Origin of the sequence: Rhodopila sp., assembly GCF_965277165.1 — a bacterium.
Taxonomy (GTDB): Bacteria; Pseudomonadota; Alphaproteobacteria; order Acetobacterales; family Acetobacteraceae; genus Rhodopila.
This window is the reverse complement of the sequence record NZ_CBDICE010000005.1, coordinates 467058-482272: the sequence shown is the minus strand read 5'-3', so window position 1 is coordinate 482272 and position 15215 is coordinate 467058. Positions and strand designations below refer to the sequence as shown.

At 66.3% G+C, this 15215-nt stretch carries 16 protein-coding genes; 8 read left to right on the top strand and 8 right to left on the bottom strand.

Going from position 1 to position 15215, the window contains the following annotated elements; translation table 11 throughout:
• Positions 1–702, bottom strand: a complete 702-nt coding sequence (locus ACQY4Y_RS02835; protein WP_428489047.1) for a response regulator — start codon at positions 700–702, stop codon at positions 1–3.
• 4 nt (positions 703–706) lie between these two features.
• Positions 707–1246 carry a MarR family winged helix-turn-helix transcriptional regulator gene (locus ACQY4Y_RS02830; RefSeq protein ID WP_428489046.1) on the bottom strand — a complete coding sequence of 180 codons (540 nt, stop codon included), beginning with the start codon at positions 1244–1246 and terminating at the stop codon, positions 707–709.
• A 103-nt stretch (positions 1247–1349) separates the two neighbouring features.
• On the opposite strand from ACQY4Y_RS02830, the gene ACQY4Y_RS02825 reads away from it, so the two are divergent.
• Positions 1350–2249 (top strand): branched-chain amino acid aminotransferase, encoded by a 900-nt coding sequence (locus ACQY4Y_RS02825; protein WP_428489045.1) that lies wholly within the window; start codon positions 1350–1352, stop codon positions 2247–2249.
• Between the two features lie 240 nt (positions 2250–2489).
• Positions 2490–3785: a flavin monoamine oxidase family protein gene (locus tag ACQY4Y_RS02820; RefSeq protein WP_428489044.1), complete on the top strand. Its 1296-nt coding sequence runs from the start codon at positions 2490–2492 to the stop codon at positions 3783–3785.
• 34 nt (positions 3786–3819) lie between these two features.
• Here ACQY4Y_RS02820 and vapC read toward each other — a convergent pair whose 3' ends face one another.
• From vapC to ACQY4Y_RS02805, 3 genes are all read right to left on the bottom strand, one after another.
• Positions 3820–4128 (bottom strand): type II toxin-antitoxin system VapC family toxin, encoded by a 309-nt coding sequence (vapC, locus tag ACQY4Y_RS02815; protein WP_428489043.1) that lies wholly within the window; start codon positions 4126–4128, stop codon positions 3820–3822.
• A 9-nt stretch (positions 4129–4137) separates the two neighbouring features.
• Complete coding sequence (locus tag ACQY4Y_RS02810) at positions 4138–4233, bottom strand: type II toxin-antitoxin system VapB family antitoxin (RefSeq protein ID WP_428489042.1); 96 nt, start codon at positions 4231–4233, stop codon at positions 4138–4140.
• Positions 4234–4407: 174 nt separating this feature from the next.
• On the bottom strand, positions 4408–5136 hold the full coding sequence (locus tag ACQY4Y_RS02805; RefSeq protein WP_428489041.1) for a HugZ family protein: 729 nt from the start codon (positions 5134–5136) through the stop codon (positions 4408–4410).
• A 159-nt stretch (positions 5137–5295) separates the two neighbouring features.
• Here ACQY4Y_RS02805 and ACQY4Y_RS02800 point away from each other — a divergent pair, with 159 nt between their 5' ends.
• From ACQY4Y_RS02800 to ACQY4Y_RS02790, 3 genes are all read left to right on the top strand, one after another.
• Positions 5296–5997 (top strand): response regulator transcription factor, encoded by a 702-nt coding sequence (locus ACQY4Y_RS02800; protein WP_428489040.1) that lies wholly within the window; start codon positions 5296–5298, stop codon positions 5995–5997.
• Entirely contained in the window at positions 5998–7674 is a 1677-nt protein-coding gene (locus ACQY4Y_RS02795; protein ID WP_428489039.1) for a stimulus-sensing domain-containing protein, read from the top strand.
• Positions 7675–8190: 516 nt separating this feature from the next.
• Positions 8191–8478 carry a DUF6197 family protein gene (locus tag ACQY4Y_RS02790; protein WP_428489038.1) on the top strand — a complete coding sequence of 96 codons (288 nt, stop codon included), beginning with the start codon at positions 8191–8193 and terminating at the stop codon, positions 8476–8478.
• A 436-nt stretch (positions 8479–8914) separates the two neighbouring features.
• Here the strand turns inward: ACQY4Y_RS02790 and zwf are convergent, their stop codons facing one another.
• Both zwf and ACQY4Y_RS02780 read right to left on the bottom strand, forming a co-directional pair.
• Positions 8915–10468 carry a glucose-6-phosphate dehydrogenase gene (gene zwf, locus ACQY4Y_RS02785; protein ID WP_428489037.1) on the bottom strand — a complete coding sequence of 518 codons (1554 nt, stop codon included), beginning with the start codon at positions 10466–10468 and terminating at the stop codon, positions 8915–8917.
• A 171-nt stretch (positions 10469–10639) separates the two neighbouring features.
• Positions 10640–11446 (bottom strand): enoyl-CoA hydratase-related protein, encoded by an 807-nt coding sequence (locus tag ACQY4Y_RS02780; protein ID WP_428489036.1) that lies wholly within the window; start codon positions 11444–11446, stop codon positions 10640–10642.
• A 113-nt stretch (positions 11447–11559) separates the two neighbouring features.
• Between ACQY4Y_RS02780 and ACQY4Y_RS02775 the strand changes: the two genes are divergently transcribed.
• Positions 11560–12618 (top strand): D-2-hydroxyacid dehydrogenase, encoded by a 1059-nt coding sequence (locus ACQY4Y_RS02775; protein ID WP_428489035.1) that lies wholly within the window; start codon positions 11560–11562, stop codon positions 12616–12618.
• 63 nt (positions 12619–12681) lie between these two features.
• Here the strand turns inward: ACQY4Y_RS02775 and ACQY4Y_RS02770 are convergent, their stop codons facing one another.
• Positions 12682–13620, bottom strand: a complete 939-nt coding sequence (locus ACQY4Y_RS02770; protein WP_428489034.1) for a threonine/serine dehydratase — start codon at positions 13618–13620, stop codon at positions 12682–12684.
• Positions 13621–13681: 61 nt separating this feature from the next.
• Between ACQY4Y_RS02770 and ACQY4Y_RS02765 the strand changes: the two genes are divergently transcribed.
• Positions 13682–14116, top strand: coding sequence for an HPr kinase/phosphorylase (locus tag ACQY4Y_RS02765; protein ID WP_428489033.1), 435 nt, complete (start codon positions 13682–13684; stop codon positions 14114–14116).
• Between the two features lie 25 nt (positions 14117–14141).
• Positions 14142–15125 carry an RNase adapter RapZ gene (gene rapZ, locus ACQY4Y_RS02760; protein ID WP_428489032.1) on the top strand — a complete coding sequence of 328 codons (984 nt, stop codon included), beginning with the start codon at positions 14142–14144 and terminating at the stop codon, positions 15123–15125.
• Positions 15126–15215 lie beyond the last annotated feature (90 nt).

Sequence of the window (15215 nt, the reverse complement as noted above, 5' to 3'; positions counted from 1 at the left end):
TCAGCTACCGGGCTTCAGGATGTAGCCGCGGCCTCGCACGGTGTGCAGGAAGCGCGGCTCACGCGGGTCGGCCTCGATCTTGCGGCGCAGGCGGACGACCTGGACGTCGATCGCGCGTTCCCCTGAGTCGTCCATTCCGAGCGCATCGGCGATCTCTTCGCGCGACAGCACCTCGTTGGCCTTGCGCGCCAGCGCGGTCAGCAGCGCGGCTTCGCCGCCGGTCAGGCGGATCGGCCCGGTGGCGTCGCGCAGTTCGCCGCGCGCGACATCGAATTCCGCCTCGCCGATGCGCACCGGTCCGGCGACCGCCTCGGCGGCTTGCGGCGGCGGGGCGCGGCGCAACAGGGCTCGGATGCGCAACACCAGTTCACGCGGCTCGAACGGTTTGCCGAGGTAGTCGTCGGCGCCGGCCTCGAAGCCGGCGATGCGATCCTCGGGCGCGCCGCGGGCGGTCAGCAACAGGATCGGCAGATCGTGCGGCTGTTCCCGGCGCAGCGACTGGGTCAGATCAAGGCCGCTCTCGCCCGGCATCATCACGTCCAGCACCATCAGGTCCGGATTGATCGCGCGCAACTGGGTGCGCGCCTCGGTGGCGTCGCCGGCGGCGGTGACCCGGAAACCCTCGTTGGTAAGGTAGCGCGCCAGGCGTTCGCGCAGCCGGGGGTCGTCTTCCACCACCAGGATATGGCTGTCCTCGGGCATGACCTCAGGTATCCTCGGCCGAACCGGTGCCGTCGACATAGGCCCGCGCGCCGTGGTCCATCATGGCGCGCATCAGGGTACGAAATCCCTGCACCGCCGGCGGCCCGGCGCCGCGATAGGCCTGGGCGATGCGCTGGCGCTGGGCTTCGAACAGGCGTTGCTCCAGCGCCTGGCCCTTTTCGGTCAAGGTCAACAGGCGCAGCCGGCGATCCTCGAATCCCGCCGCCTGGCCGACATAGCCCTGGTCGACCAGGGCGTTCAGCACGCGGGCGAGCGACTGCTTGGTGATGCGCAGAATTGCCAGCAGGCCGGAGACGGTGATCCCGGGATTGCGGCCGATGAAATGCAGCGCGCGGTGGTGCGCCCGACCGAGATCCAGTTCCTCCAGCACCTTGTCCGCGACATTGGTGAAGTCGCGGTAGGCGAAGAACAGTAGATCCTGGGCCAGGCGCATTTCGGCGTCGCCGACATCGACAACCTGGGTCGGCGGCGGCAGCCTGGGCGGCGCGACGAACCTCGACTCGCGGGATTTGGCTTTGAGCATGGCTGATATCCGATTACGAAATAGGTCAGTAGTATTGACTGAAATTTGCTTTTCGTGTTAAATTCTGGGCACTGTACGACACAAAATTACGGAGAAGGCGGCCATGACGTTGCTTCCTTTCGACGATCGCGATGGCTGGATCTGGCTGGACGGCTCGCTGGTGCCCTGGCGGGACGCCAGGCTGCATGTTCTATCGCATGGTCTGCACTATGCCAGCGCGGTGTTCGAAGGCGAACGGGCCTATGCCGGTAATATTTTTCGGCTGCGTGACCACACCAACCGCCTGATCAACTCGGGACGCATCCTGAGCTTCGAAATTCCCTGGTCGGCCGACGCGATCGATGCCGCTTGTGCCGCGGTGCTGCGGGCCAACAATCTTGACGACGGCTATGTGCGCCCGGTGGCCTGGCGCGGGTCGGAGCAGTTGGCGGTGTCGGCCACCGGCACATCGGTGCATCTGGCGATCGGCGCCTGGCCGTGGCCGAGCTATTTCGGTGCAGAACGGATGCAGGGTATTCGCGTCGCCGAGGCGGAGTGGCGGCGGCCTCCGCCGGAGACCGCGCCGGTGCATGCCAAGGCATCGGGGCTCTACATGATCGCGTCGCTGTCCAAGGTGAAGGCGGAGCAGCAGGGGTTTTCCGATGCGTTGATGCTGGACTGGCGCGGACTGGTGGCGGAGACCACCGGGGCGAACATCTTTTTTGTCATCGATGGCGAGCTGCACACGCCTGACCCTGACTGTTTCCTGAACGGGATCACCCGGCGCACGGTGATCAGCCTGGCGCGGCGCAACCAGATGAGGGTGGTCGAGCGACAGATCGCGGCGGACGAATTGGGTCGGGCGACGGAAGTGTTTCTGGCCGGCACCGCGGCTGAGGTGACGGCGGTGCGTGAGATCGGGGCGCGTCAGTTCACGCCGGGAGCGGTCACCGAGACTTTGATGAAGGATTACGACGCCCTGGTGCTGAAATCGCCGCCGGAGGTGGCTCGGATCGTCGCCTGATGGTCGGTGGTCGCCGGGGTGGCTTGCGGGGCACGCGAGATCATCCGCGGTCAGCTTCTGATGGGAGATCGGCCGACTAGGGATCGATCGAGGGCATGGGTTGCGTTTGAACTGTCAGTGCCGATTTCAAGCCGCAAGGGGCGTGCGGTATCATATACCCTCGACAGCTCTCCGAACTCCGGCCCTGTCCGAGGCTGGTTCCCGTAGAAGCCATCTGGCGCCGACACGAAGGAGTATCGCGTGGCCGAAACCGACGTTGTGATCATCGGGGCCGGTCTGGCCGGACTGGGTGCGGCGGCAGCGGTGCGCGGCGCTGGCGGGCGTGCCGTGGTGCTGGAGGCGTCCGGCCGAACGGGCGGACGAGCCCGGACCGATCATCCGGCGGCGCTGGGCGGTGTGTGGTTCGACATGGGCGCGGTGTGGCTGCACAACGCCGAGCACAATCCGCTGGTGCCGATCGCGCGTGCTGCCGGTGACACGCTGTTGCGCTCGGATGCGATCCGCCAGGAGCGCACATTCATCGGCGACCGCTTGGCCACCGAAGCCGAATTGGCGGCATATTCCGGCGCCGAACCGCGCTATGTCGCGGCAGCTGACGCCATCCTGGCGGAGCAGGAAGATGTGTCGCTGGCCGAGGTCACCCGGCGTCTGCCTGGCGATCCGTGGGCGGCGACGATCGAGGCCTGGGAGGGCCCGGTGATCTGCGCCGTCGATGCCGATCGGTTCAGTGCTCGGGATTGGCGGCGCAACGCCCTGGCCGGCAGCAATCTGGTGCCGGACGGTGGCATCGGTGCCTTCGTGCGACGGCGGCTGACGCAGGGGCTCGACATCAGGTTGAACTCCCCGGCAACGCGGGTTTGCTGGGGCAATTCGGGTGGCGAGGTGACGGTCGAGACCGAACGCGGATCGATCACCGGCGGGGCTTGTATCGTCACTGTCTCCACCGGGGTGCTGGCGTCCGGAACGCTGCCGTTCGACCCGATCCTGCCGGCCCGGGTGAGCGAGGCGGTGCGCCAATTGCCGATGGGGCTGGTGGTGAAGGTGGTTCTGCGCGCCACCGGGGCTGACCGGCTGGGCTTGCCGGGGCATTGTTTTGTGGATCGGATTCTGACGCGCGCCGGCGACCCGCTGATACCGTTCCAGTGCTGGCCGTTCGGGCGCGACTACGTGCAGGGCTGGATCGGCGGGTCGACCGCCTGGGACCTGGCGAAGCAAGGCGAGGCGGCGGCGGTCGATTTCGCGCTGGGCTATCTGCGACAGGCATTCGGTAGCCGGGTGGATCGGCTGTTCGCCGGAGGCGCCACGCTGGTAACGCATTGGGACGCCGATCCTTGGGTGCGTGGGGCCTATTGCTATGCGGTTCCGGGGGCGGCATTGGCCCGCGACGTCCTGGGCGAGCCGGTTTCGAACGGCCATCTGATGTTTGCCGGCGAGGCTTGCCATGTCGGGCTTGCCGGGACGCTGGGGGGCGCCTGGATCAGCGGTCAGGCTGCCGCGCGGACCGCGCTGGCGGCGACGGGGTTCGCTGGGCGGTGACCGCCGGGCGGTGGTGAAGCCGTGGCGCGATCGCTCACCGCACGACCATCAGGCCCAGCAGTTTCTCCATCGCCTCATAGTCCCGATCATCATGCAGCAGCCGGTAGCCGTGCTCGATGCAGAAGGTGCCGATCAACAGATCTATGGTTTTGCGCACTGTAAAGCCCCGCGCCCGCATGGTGCAGAAGTTGCGCGCCGCGCTCATGGCCATTTCGGGCGAGACGATGGGCCGCCCGATATGCTTCCGCATATTGCGTTCGATCCGGGCGGCATGCGGTTCGTCGCGGGCTCCCTGGAGCACTTCGGCCATCACCAGGTCGCCGACCACCAACGATTCGAGCATCGACAACTCTTAAACCTTCTCTACCACCGCCCTTTTGGTTGTGGCGCCGATGGCACGGATCGTATCGGCCATCAGCTCGTCGTCGATTTCGATGTTGGTTCGCATTTCTCTCGTCATACACCAAATATTGCAATAGGTTACACATATTGTGGATCAGCGTCACCTGGTTTCGGTGGCCGGCTTTTCCGCCGCGTGCGTTCGCCGCCAAGTACGGCGGCGATCGAGATCGACGTCGATCCGTGAAATCGGCCGGCGCTTGCGACCGCTGCGGCGATTGTTCTAACCGCCCCGCCGCTGCTCCGTGATGCTGACCAATTGGCGACGCACATCGCTCGCGTGCTCGACCGGCTGGGTCCAGGCGATCCGGATCACACGTTCCGCCAGCGCCAGATCGAACCCGTCCACGTCGGCGGTGACCATCCGCCAATCGCCTGTCTCGCCAGCGATGGCGGCCAGCGCGGCGGGGTGGTCGCGGTTGCAGTGCGACAGAATGCCGGGCTCGGATGCAAGAATGGCGGCAACCGCTTCGGCATCCGGAGCAAGGTCCGCCGCTGTCAGCCGGAACGCCCTGGCGAACCCGCCGACCAAGCTGCCCGCCGCGGGCACGATCCGCCACGTGGCGAAATCGGTGAAGTCGGCATACAGCGACGCATACGGATGCACCGCCAGATAGCGCGCCTTGAGCGGCGGATCGTCCACCACCTCGGCCACACCGGTGATGCTGACCCGTGGCGTGGTCTGCGGATTGGCGGTCGGGGCCGGCCCGGTGACCATGACGGAGCATCGCGGGTCGGCGATCAGGTGGCGGGTATGTTCCGACAGCCGCGACAGCAGAAGGAGCAGCGACCCATCCGGCATGCAGGCCGGTGTCGTCAGCGAGGCGAACGGCTGGCCCTGGGATGTCGTCGCCAGCGTCCCGCATCGCGCCGCGCGCAGCAGACAGCGCGCCTGCCAGGCGGGAGTTGCGGCCGGGCTGGCCGGGGGTTCGTCGACCGGTTCAGATGCCATGCGTCATTCACCCTCGTCCGCAATCCGCCACAATCGCTTGCCATAATGTGCTATTACGGCAAAACGCATCCCCAAATCCCCTGCCTTGGGAACCATGATCGGGGAAGGGAACCGGTCCCGAGCACACGATCGGGCCAACACACGATCGAGGAACCCACGATGAAGCAGACCATCGCCCTGGTCGATGATGACCGCAACATCCTGACCAGCGTGTCGATGACGCTAGAGCAGGAGGGTTTCACCGTCCGCACCTTCACCGATGGCGAAAGCGCGCTGCAAGGTCTGACCGCACGTCCGGTCGATCTCGCCGTACTCGATATCAAGATGCCGCGCATGGATGGGATGGAACTGTTGCAGCGGCTGCGCCAGCGCAGTTCGATGCCGGTGATCTTCCTCACCTCGAAGGACGAGGAGGTCGATGAACTGATGGGTCTGCGGCTGGGTGCCGACGACTACATCACCAAGCCGTTCAGCCAGCGGCTGCTGCTGGAGCGTATCCGCGCGCTGCTGCGCCGCAATGAGGCCGGCAAGGCCGAGGGGTCGGGGGCGGCGCCCAGCGGGGTGATGACGCGGGGCGACCTCGTGCTGGACGAGACCAAGCACCAATGCACCTGGCGCGGCCAGGACATCCAGTTGACGGTGACCGAATTCCTGCTGGTGAAGGCACTCGCCGCCCGCCCCGGGATGGTCAAGAGCCGCGACCAACTGATCGACGCGGCCTATGGCGAGAACATCTACGTGGACGACCGCACCATCGACAGCCATGTCAAGCGCATCCGCAAGAAGTTTCGCACCGGGACCGAGGAGTTCAATCACATCGAGACGTTGTACGGCATCGGCTACCGCTACAAGGAGCAGTGATTGCCCGACGGCAGCCTGCTGTCCGGGCTGACCCGGGCGGCCGCCCCGGCACGGCGGTTCCGCCAGCGCTGGGTGTCGCCGCTGCTGCGCCGCATCCTGTTGGTCAACGCGCTGCCGCTGGCGCTGCTGGTGGTGGCGCTGCTGTATCTGGACCAATACCAGAATGGGCTGCTGGAGGCGCAGGTCACCGCGTTGCGCGAGCAGGCCCGGGTGTTCGCCGGCGCGCTGGGCGAGAGCGCGGTGCGCACCACCGACCCGGACAATCCCAAGCTGGTGCCGGAAGTCGCCGGCTCGCTGCTGCGCCGGCTGACCGAACCGACGCCGGACGCTCAGGCGCGACTGTATGCGCCGGACGGCACGGTGCTGGCTGACTCGCGGCGGCGAGAAGGCCCGGACGGCACCTTCAGCACCGAACCGCTGCCGCCACCGCTGGATCACGGGCCGGTGCTGCGGATCATCGGCTGGGTCTATGACCGGGTGCTGGGATTTCTGCCGCATACCGCGCCGACGACGCTGGTGGATACCACGCCATCGGCCGGCGGGCCCGACTGGCAGCCCAACGTCAAGGAGGAATTGCGGCTGAACAGCGCCGGCAACAGCAACGAGACCGCGCCCTATATCCGCCGCACCAAGGACAATCGCCTGCTGGTCACGGTCGCGGTTCCGGTCGAGCGGGACAAGCACACGGTCGGCATCATCTCGTTGACGCGGGAGGCGCGCGAGGTGGACGAAAGCCTGTTCACCGTCCGCATGTCGATCCTGGCGCTGTTCGGCCTGGCGCTTGGGCTGACAGTGCTGCTGTCTTGGTACCTGTCACTGACCATCGCCCGCCCGATCCTGCGCCTAGCCGAGGCGGCCTCCGACATGCGCGAGGGCCTCGGGCGGTCGGGCAGCGTGCCGCCGTCGCTGCTGCGCCGGCGTGACGAGGTCGGCGCACTGGCCTCGGCGCTGTCGGCCTCTTCGACGGCGCTGTGGGAGCGTATGGATGCCACGGAACGCTTTGCCGCCGATGTCGCGCACGAGATCAAGAACCCGCTGTCCTCGATCCGCAGCGCGATCGAGACCTTGCGCCGGATCGAGGATCCCAGCCGCCAGCGGCAACTGCTGACCATCATCGCCCAGGACGTGGTGCGGCTTGACCGGCTGATCAGCGAGGTGTCGGACGCCTCTCGGCTGGATGCGGAACTGTCGCGGGTGACCGCCGCGCCGGTCGATGTGGTGCCGATCCTGCGTACATTGCTGGAACTGGATGAGGCGACCCGCGATCAGGACAACGACCCGAAGCTGGAGATCGTGGCACCGCCGAACGGGGCCAAGGTTTGGGCGGTGGAGGACCGGCTGGTGCAGGTGCTGCACAATCTGATCGGCAACGCCCAATCGTTCAGCCCGCCGCGCGGGCGCATCGTGGTGCGGGTTCGCGAGGTCGGCGCCATGATGGAATTGTGCGTCGACGACGACGGCCCCGGGATCCCCGACGCCAACCTGGAGCACATTTTCGATCGCTTCTACTCGGAGCGGCCGAAGGGCGAGAGCTTCGGGCAGCACTCTGGCCTGGGGCTGTCGATCAGCCGGCAGATCGTCGAGGCGCTGCACGGCCAGATTTCGGCGGAAAACCGCCGCGATGATGCGGACCGCGTGCTGGGGGCGCGATTCATCGTAAGGTTACCAAAGGTTTAGCCGTTCGGTGTCAAGACTGTCGGCGGTCCGGTTCGCCGGCGGGCTTCGGACGGCAACCCGGGACGGCCGCGGCCGGGGCTTGGCAGGACTTGGGCGACGACGACCCAGGCAGACGGGTCGGCCGAGAAATCGTAAACAAAATCAAAAAGTTGGACGATCTGGACCGATCTGTGTCGCGGCGTCTGTGGCGGCCGCGGCGGATGCCGAACCGGGATTCGGGCCGATCTTGACGGTTCGACATCGGCACAGGGCCGGCCCCGTCATGGTTTTCAGCCAAATTATCGTGGGGTGTGAACATACCGCCATGAGTCGTGCTTAATATGATGCACCCGGCAACGAGGGGAGGCATCCATGCCGTTCGATGGACTTGGTTATGTTTCGACCACGACTACCACGACCACTGCAAAATCCCCGCTTTGGACGCGCCTAATCCAATTTGCCCTAGGCGCACCCCCGGTCACGAAGTCAATCCCCCTGCACGCGTTCCAGCCGATCCCCCCCGGTCAGCCGGATGCCGTGACGCTTCAGGTCTTGACAATCGGCCGGGCACTGATCGAGGACCGCAAGGATTGGGTTCAGCGGCGCTATGAAACCCGCGACGGCCGCCGCTGCGCGGTTGGAGCACTGCGCGGCGCCGCCAGACTGATGAACCTGCACGGACCGCAGCCGGGGGCCAACACCATCCTGCTTTCGGTCGCCATGAGCCGCGGCTTCAACGACATCGAGAGCATGAACGATAATTCCAGTCATCGTCAGGTGGTCTCGGCGTTCGACGAAGCTATAACGCGGGCGCGCCAGTCCTAGGATTGGCGTATCCGCGTCGACGGTCTAGTCTGGCTATCCGAGCACGAGAGGCTCGTGCGCGGATTGCTGGCGGACATCCGATTTAAGGACGTCGGATTTTCGGGCGTGCGTTGATGCTTGGCGAGCGCGCTCAAAACCCTGACGCGGGTAGTCGCCGATGCAACGCGCCTAGCGATCAGCGAGCGAGGCGGGTTGAACACCGTGCTCGAGCATCTCGGGACCGCATTGCGCGTTTTGACCGGTGGTGGCGTTCTTGCGCTGAACTACGCTCGTACAGCCTTCAGATAGGGTGGCGTTGGGCGTGGGCAGCGCCAGGAACTGGATGCGTAAGATGATGCCGTAGCGTAACTGAAAGCCGCTGATATCCGTTTAAACTGGAGCGTTATATTCCGGTCGACTGGCCTCGGACCATACCTCAGCGACGTAGTATGCCCGATTACACATCAGCCGGGCGGGGTACAGCGGCCTCGGTCGCGCCAGCATCTTTCAGGTATGAGGTGCCCTTGTCGTCGACGGGTCGCCACATTCTGCCGGCGCGCTGCAACAAAGCGTCGGCCTCGGTCGGGCCATCGCTGCCGGACGCGTAGTTTGGAAAGTCTGCCGGCGTTTGCCTTGACCAATTATCGAGCACGTTGCCGACCACCCGCCAAGTTTCCTCGACCATGTCGGCGCGGTTGAACAGGGTTTGGTCTCCCGTCATGACATCATAGATCAGCGTTTCGTAGCCGATGTTGGGCTCCTTCGGGAACCAGTCGACATAGCTGAACGCCATTCGCACCGCGGCAAGATCGACCACCGGACCGGGCCGCTTCACCTCGAACTGCAGCGCGATCCCCTCGTCCGGCTGGATTTTCAGCAACAGCCAGTTGCAGGGCAGCGAGGCGACGTCGGTCGCCTCAAACGGCGCGTACGGCGCCGGCTTGAAGCGGATGGCGATTTCCGACATCCGCTGGGACATGTGCTTGCCGGTGCGCAGATAGAACGGCACCCCGGCCCAGCGCCAGTTGTCGATCGCCAGTTGCATCGCGGCATAGGTTTCGGTGGCGGAGTCCGGCGCCACATCGTTTTCCTGGCGGTAGCCGTCAACACCACCGGGGCCGGGACCATATTGGCCGCGCACCGCGTCGTCCGGCGACACCGTGCGCAACGCCGCGAACACGTCTTCCTTGCGGCTGCGTACCGCGTTGGCGTCGAACCCGCCGGGCGGTTCCATCGCCACCATTGCCAGCAATTGGAAGACATGGTTGGGGACCATGTCGCGCAGCGCCCCGGTCTTCTCATAGAATCCGCCGCGGGTTTCCACCCCGACGGTTTCCGCCACCGTGATCTGCACGTGGTCGATCCGGTCGCGGTTCCATAGCGGTTCGAACATGCCATTGGCGAAGCGTAGCGCCATGATGTTCTGCACCGTCTCCTTGCCCAGGAAATGGTCGATCCGGTAGATCTGGCGTTCGTCGGCGCAGCGCAGGATGCTGGTGTTCAGCGACCGGGCGGAGGCCTGGTCGTGGCCGAACGGCTTCTCGATCACCACCCGGCGCCAGCGCTCCGATGTTTTGCGGTCCTGGTCCCAGTTCTCCTCGAACAATCCGGCCTTGCCCAGGTGGGTGACGACCGGGCCGAAGAAACGGTCGGCGATCGCCAGGTAGAACATGCAGTTGCTGCCGGTGTCGGACGAGCGGTCAAGCTGTTGTTTCAACTTCTTATAGGTGGCCTCGTCGGTCAGGTTGCCACGAATATAGGCGATGCGGCCGGTCAGACGCTGCCATGTGTCCTCGTCCACCTTGTCGATGCGGCTCTCACTGGCGGCCTTGCCGACAAAGCCCTGCATCATCTTGTGCAGGCTGTCGCGCCATTTGCCGGCATCGAGGTCAGCGAGATCGACGCCGATCAACTCGAACCGCTCGGGCAGCAGGCCCGTGGTGGCGAGGTTGTACAGTGCCGGGACCAGCAGCCGCTTGGTCAGGTCACCGCCGGCGCCGAAGATGACCATGGTGCAGGGGCCGGGCGGCTTGGGCGCCCGACGCGGCGGGGCGTGGATGAGCTCGGCTGCCGGTGGGGCTGCCGGTGGGGCTGCCGGTGGGGCTGCCGGTGCGGTTCCGGCCGGGGCCGTCGGTTGAGTGTCTGGCATGGGTTGCAGATAGACCGGCCCGAAGGGGACTGACTACACGTTGGGGTGAGTTGTCGGGTACCAGGACGGTTTGCGTTTCTCGCGGAATGCGCTGGTGCCTTCGCGGCCTTCCGGCGAATGGCGCTGGGTCCAGCCCTCGTGCGCCAGCATGGCGACCTGGCGCTCATTCAGCAGTAAGTCGTTGGCGCCGAGAAAGCTGCGCTTGGTCATGGCGATCGCGTTGGGCCCACCCAGCAGGATGGCGTCGAGCAGATGGGCCAGCTTGGCCTCGGTCTCGGCCTCGGGCACGACTTCGTGGATCAGGCCGATGCGTTCAGCCTCACGCGCGTCGAAGCGCTCCCCGGTCAGCGCGTAGCGGCGGGTATGGCGCAGCCCGATGGCGTTGATCATGTGGGTGGAGATCGGGGTCGGCGCGACGCCGACGCGGATCTCGGTGATGCCAAACTGCGCGTCCGGCGTGGCGAAGGCGACATCGGCGCAGCAGACGATACCGACGCCGCCGCCGAAGCAGGCACCGTGCACCAGCGCGATGGTGGGTTTTGGGAATTCGTTCAGCAGTTGCATCGCCCGTGTCGTGGCGATCGAGGCGGCGTAGTTTTCGGCTGGCGGATAGGCGGCGACCTCGCCCAGCCAGTTGATGTCCGCGCCGGCCTGGAAGTGCCTGCCGGCGCCGCGGATCACCAGGCAGCGCACCGCCGGGTCGGCGCCGAGCTCGGCCAGGCCGCGGATCAGCGCATCGAGCAAACCGGCGTTGTAGGCGTTGCCGACCTCGGGGCGGTTCAGCGTGGCGGTGGCGACGCCGCGGGGGTCGATCGAAAGCAATACGGGCGGTTCGGTCATTTGGGCTCCAATCCTGGCGGGCGGTCTTGACGGCCGCGTCGAGAGTGCCCGAGCTGAGGTGGAAGACAAGGGCGCTCCGGCGCCAGACCGCAACGCAGCACGAGGCGAGGCCGATGCCAGAGCTCAACATCCTGACCCTGATGCCAGTCGGCGCCCAGCAGCGCAGCCGGATCGAGGCGGTCGATGCATCGGTCCGGCTGACCGACGCCGGCGGCTGGTTCGACGGCGAATATCGCGCCACGTGGCCGGACTTCACCGCGCAACGCTATTTGGCCCCGGATGCCGCCGGAAAGGGTAGCCGCGCGGATCGCGACCGCCTGCTGGCCGAGGCCGACATCATCCTCGGCGGCTGGCCGTTCCCGCTCGATCTGCGGGCCCGGGCAGCGCGGCTGAAATGGTTCCATCAGCGGCCGGCCGGGGCGAGCAATCTGCTGCGCGGCGATTTGTGGGGCAGCGACGTGATCGTCACCACCTCACGCGGGTCGGCCAGTTCGCTGGCAATCGCGCAATACGCGCTGGCGGCGATGCTGCATCTGGCCAATGGCCTGAACCGCGCCGCCGTCGATCGACAGGCGGGCCGGTTCGACGCGCGGGCCTACCGGCCGATCCTGCTGGATGGCAAGACCGCCTGCGTCGTCGGCGCCGGCGGCATCGGCCAGCAGGTCGGCCGGCTGTGCGCCGCGATGGGAATGCGCGTGGTTGGCACCCGCCGCCATGCCGCTCCGGAACAGGCGCTGCCGGCCGGCTTCAGCGAGATCGGAGGCACCGGCGATCTTGACCGGTTACTGCGGGACAGCGACGTCGTCGCGATCTGCTGCCAGTGGACGCCCCAGACCGATCGGCTGTTCAACCAGGATCGTTTTGCCGCGATGAAGCCCGGCGGCATCGTGGTCAACGTCGCTCGGGGCGAGATCATCGATGAGGCGGCGCTCGCCGACGCGCTGGATCGCGTTCACCTGCGCGGCGCGGCGCTCGATGTCTATGTCGGCGAGTTCGAGCGGCCGCCGATGGAGCGGCTTTGGGCCGATCCTCGGGTGCTGATCACGCCCCACATTTCCGGCGCCAGCGATCAGGACCGGCATGGCGGCATAGAGCTGTTCTGTGACAATCTGCTTGCCTGGCTCAGCGGCCGGCCGATGCGCAACGTCATCGACTGGGCACGCGGCTACTGAGTCGCCGGCGATTGCGGTCAAGTGGAGTAGGCCAGGTCGGCACACAGCCGGTGGGTTGCAGCGCTATCCGACGACCTTTGCCGGATCGGTGTTGGCGCCGCAGACCACGATCCCGACCCTGGCGTTGGGCGGCGGTCGGAACTGCCCGGACAACAGCCCCGCGGCCGCGGTCGCACCGCCGGGCTCGACGACCAGACGAAATTGGTCCCACAGCAGACGCTGCGCCGCCAGGATCGCATCGTCGGCAACCAGTATGGCCTGGCTGACGAAGCGCTGGGCGATCGGGAACATCAGCGTGCCGACCTGCCTGGCGCCAAGACTATCCGCCGCCAGGCCGCCGGCCGGGGCGTTCACCGGTTGACCTGCGCGCAGCGCATCATGCAGCGCCGGACAGCCCTCCGGCTCGACGCTGATCACCGAGACGCTGCCGCGGTACCAGGCGGCGATGCCACCGATCAGGCCACCGCCGCCGGCCGCGACCAGGATATGGGTCAGGTCCGGAGCCGCTTGCTCGAACTCACGCCCCAGCGTCCCCTGTCCTGCCAATACATCCGCGTGGTCATAAGCGTGTACCTCCAGCGCGCCGGTCTCGGCCTGGCGACGATGCGACGCCTGCAGCGCGTCGGCATAGCTGTCGCCGCCCTGCACGACCGTTGCACCATAGCTGGCGATGCGCGCGACCTTGGCCGCGGGGGTGGTTGTGGGGACGAAAATTTCCGCCGTGAACCCCAGGCTACGCGCGGCGTAGGCGACCGCGGCACCGTGATTGCCGCCGGACGCCGCGATCACGCCGACAGCGCCAGGGGGCGTCGAAAGCAGCCGATTGAACGCGCCGCGCGGCTTGAAGCTGCCGGTGTGCTGCAGCAGTTCGAGCTTCAGATCCACCGGCGCATCGCCGCCGAGATCGGCCCGCAGCACTGGCGTTCGCCGGATGTAGGGGGCGATTCGCGCCGCGGCGGCGGCAATCAATGTTCGGTTGGGCATGATGTCGGACGCTGTCACGTGCGCACATCCGCGGCAAGCCGCTTCCAATTGTCGGATGATGCGTTCAGACTGCCGTCTCATGCGTAGTCAGCGGCGTCTGCACGGAAGCTGTATCTCACGCGACGGCCAGGCGATTCTGCTGCTGGGTCCGCCGGGCTGCGGCAAATCCGACCTTGTGCTGCGGCTTCTTTCGCGTGGTTTCGAACTGGTGGCCGACGATCAGGTCGACTTCGCCGACGGCGTTGCGTCCTGCCCCGACACGCTGGCGGGTTTGCTGGAAGTGCGCGGTCTGGGGATCGTCCGCCTACCGTTCCGCGCCCGGGCTCGGCTGGCGCTCGTGGTGGAACTTGATGGCAACGGCGATCGGTTGCCGATTCCCAGGTCGCACCCGGTGTTCGGCGTTCCCGTCTTGCGGCTCGACGCCGCGTCCGCGTCCGCCTCGGACAAGCTGGCCCTGGCGCTGGACTGCGCGCTTGGCCGGGTCAGCCAGGTCGCTGGGGCCTTTGCCGCGTGACCGGTGGCCAATCGAGTAACGCGGCATGAGCGCGATGGCGGTGGTCATCGTCACCGGCCTGTCCGGTGGCGGCAAGGCCTCGATCCTGCGCGCGCTGGAGGATGTCGGTTACGAAGCGGTGGACAACCCGCCGCTGACCATGCTCGAGGAAATGGTCGCCAGAAGCGACCACAAGCTGGCGGTCGGCGTCGACGCGCGCACCCGCGGCTTCGACGCCGGGGATGTGCTGGATACCATTGCGCGACTCGGCAGCAATTCCGAGCGGCGCATTCATTTGGTGTATGCCTGGGCTGACGACAACACGCTGCTGCGGCGCTTCACCGAGACCCGACGCCGTCATCCATTGGCGCCCCAAGGCGTCATCGCCGACGGCATTGCGGCGGAACTTGCGCTGACCGGACCGCTGCGAGCGCGCGCCGATCTGGTAGTGGACACCTCGGGTCTGCCGATCGCCAGCCTGCGCCGCCTGATCGAGCGGCATTTTGGCGCCGGCGTCGACCCGGCCCGGTTGGCGGTGTCGCTGATCTCCTTCGCCTACCCCAAGGGCCTGCCGCGCGAAGCAGATCTGGTATTCGACGCACGCTTCCTGCGCAATCCGCACTACGATCCCATATTGCGGTCCAAGACAGGTCTGGATGCGGACGTCGGCGGGTATATCGAGGCCGACGGCGACTTCGCGAAGTTTTTTGGCTGCATTACCGAACTTGTTGACCTCGTATTGCCGAGATTCGTGCAAGAGGGGAAAAAATACGCTACTATCACAATTGGATGCACCGGAGGCCGTCATCGATCCGTTCATCTGATTGAAAAACTAGCTAATCATCTCAGTTTTCGTGCCGTGAGCTGTTCCGCCGACCAGGCCAAGCCGCTCGGCTGGCGGGTGTTTATCACCCACCGGGAACTGACGCGGCATGGGCAGGCGGACGCCGTTCTGATGGATCGCCCTGTTGCGCAGCGGGGCGAATCCGACTTAGACAAGTCAGCACAGGGTTTGGCGGTTCAGGCGTAGGAGGCCTGATACAACACGATGGGCACATCGAACGCTAACGGATTTGCTTGCCCTTCTGCGATCCGGGACAGTGCGGTCGGGGGCATCGCG

What these genes read in the sequence shown, in the direction of transcription:
- ACQY4Y_RS02835 (WP_428489047.1), bottom strand. Translation starts at nt 702, where the DNA reads ATGCCCGAGGACAGCCATATCCTGGTGGTGGAAGACGACCCCCGGCTG.
- ACQY4Y_RS02830 (WP_428489046.1), bottom strand. Translation starts at nt 1,246, where the DNA reads ATGCTCAAAGCCAAATCCCGCGAGTCGAGGTTCGTCGCGCCGCCCAGG.
- ACQY4Y_RS02825 (WP_428489045.1), top strand. Translation starts at nt 1,350, where the DNA reads ATGACGTTGCTTCCTTTCGACGATCGCGATGGCTGGATCTGGCTGGAC.
- vapC (WP_428489043.1), bottom strand. Translation starts at nt 4,128, where the DNA reads ATGCTCGAATCGTTGGTGGTCGGCGACCTGGTGATGGCCGAAGTGCTC.
- ACQY4Y_RS02810 (WP_428489042.1), bottom strand. Translation starts at nt 4,233, where the DNA reads ATGCGAACCAACATCGAAATCGACGACGAGCTGATGGCCGATACGATC.
- ACQY4Y_RS02805 (WP_428489041.1), bottom strand. Translation starts at nt 5,136, where the DNA reads ATGGCATCTGAACCGGTCGACGAACCCCCGGCCAGCCCGGCCGCAACT.
- ACQY4Y_RS02800 (WP_428489040.1), top strand. Translation starts at nt 5,296, where the DNA reads ATGAAGCAGACCATCGCCCTGGTCGATGATGACCGCAACATCCTGACC.
- zwf (WP_428489037.1), bottom strand. Translation starts at nt 10,468, where the DNA reads ATGGTCATCTTCGGCGCCGGCGGTGACCTGACCAAGCGGCTGCTGGTC.
- ACQY4Y_RS02780 (WP_428489036.1), bottom strand. Translation starts at nt 11,446, where the DNA reads ATGACCGAACCGCCCGTATTGCTTTCGATCGACCCCCGCGGCGTCGCC.
- ACQY4Y_RS02775 (WP_428489035.1), top strand. Translation starts at nt 11,560, where the DNA reads ATGCCAGAGCTCAACATCCTGACCCTGATGCCAGTCGGCGCCCAGCAG.
- ACQY4Y_RS02765 (WP_428489033.1), top strand. Translation starts at nt 13,682, where the DNA reads ATGCGTAGTCAGCGGCGTCTGCACGGAAGCTGTATCTCACGCGACGGC.
- rapZ (WP_428489032.1), top strand. Translation starts at nt 14,142, where the DNA reads ATGAGCGCGATGGCGGTGGTCATCGTCACCGGCCTGTCCGGTGGCGGC.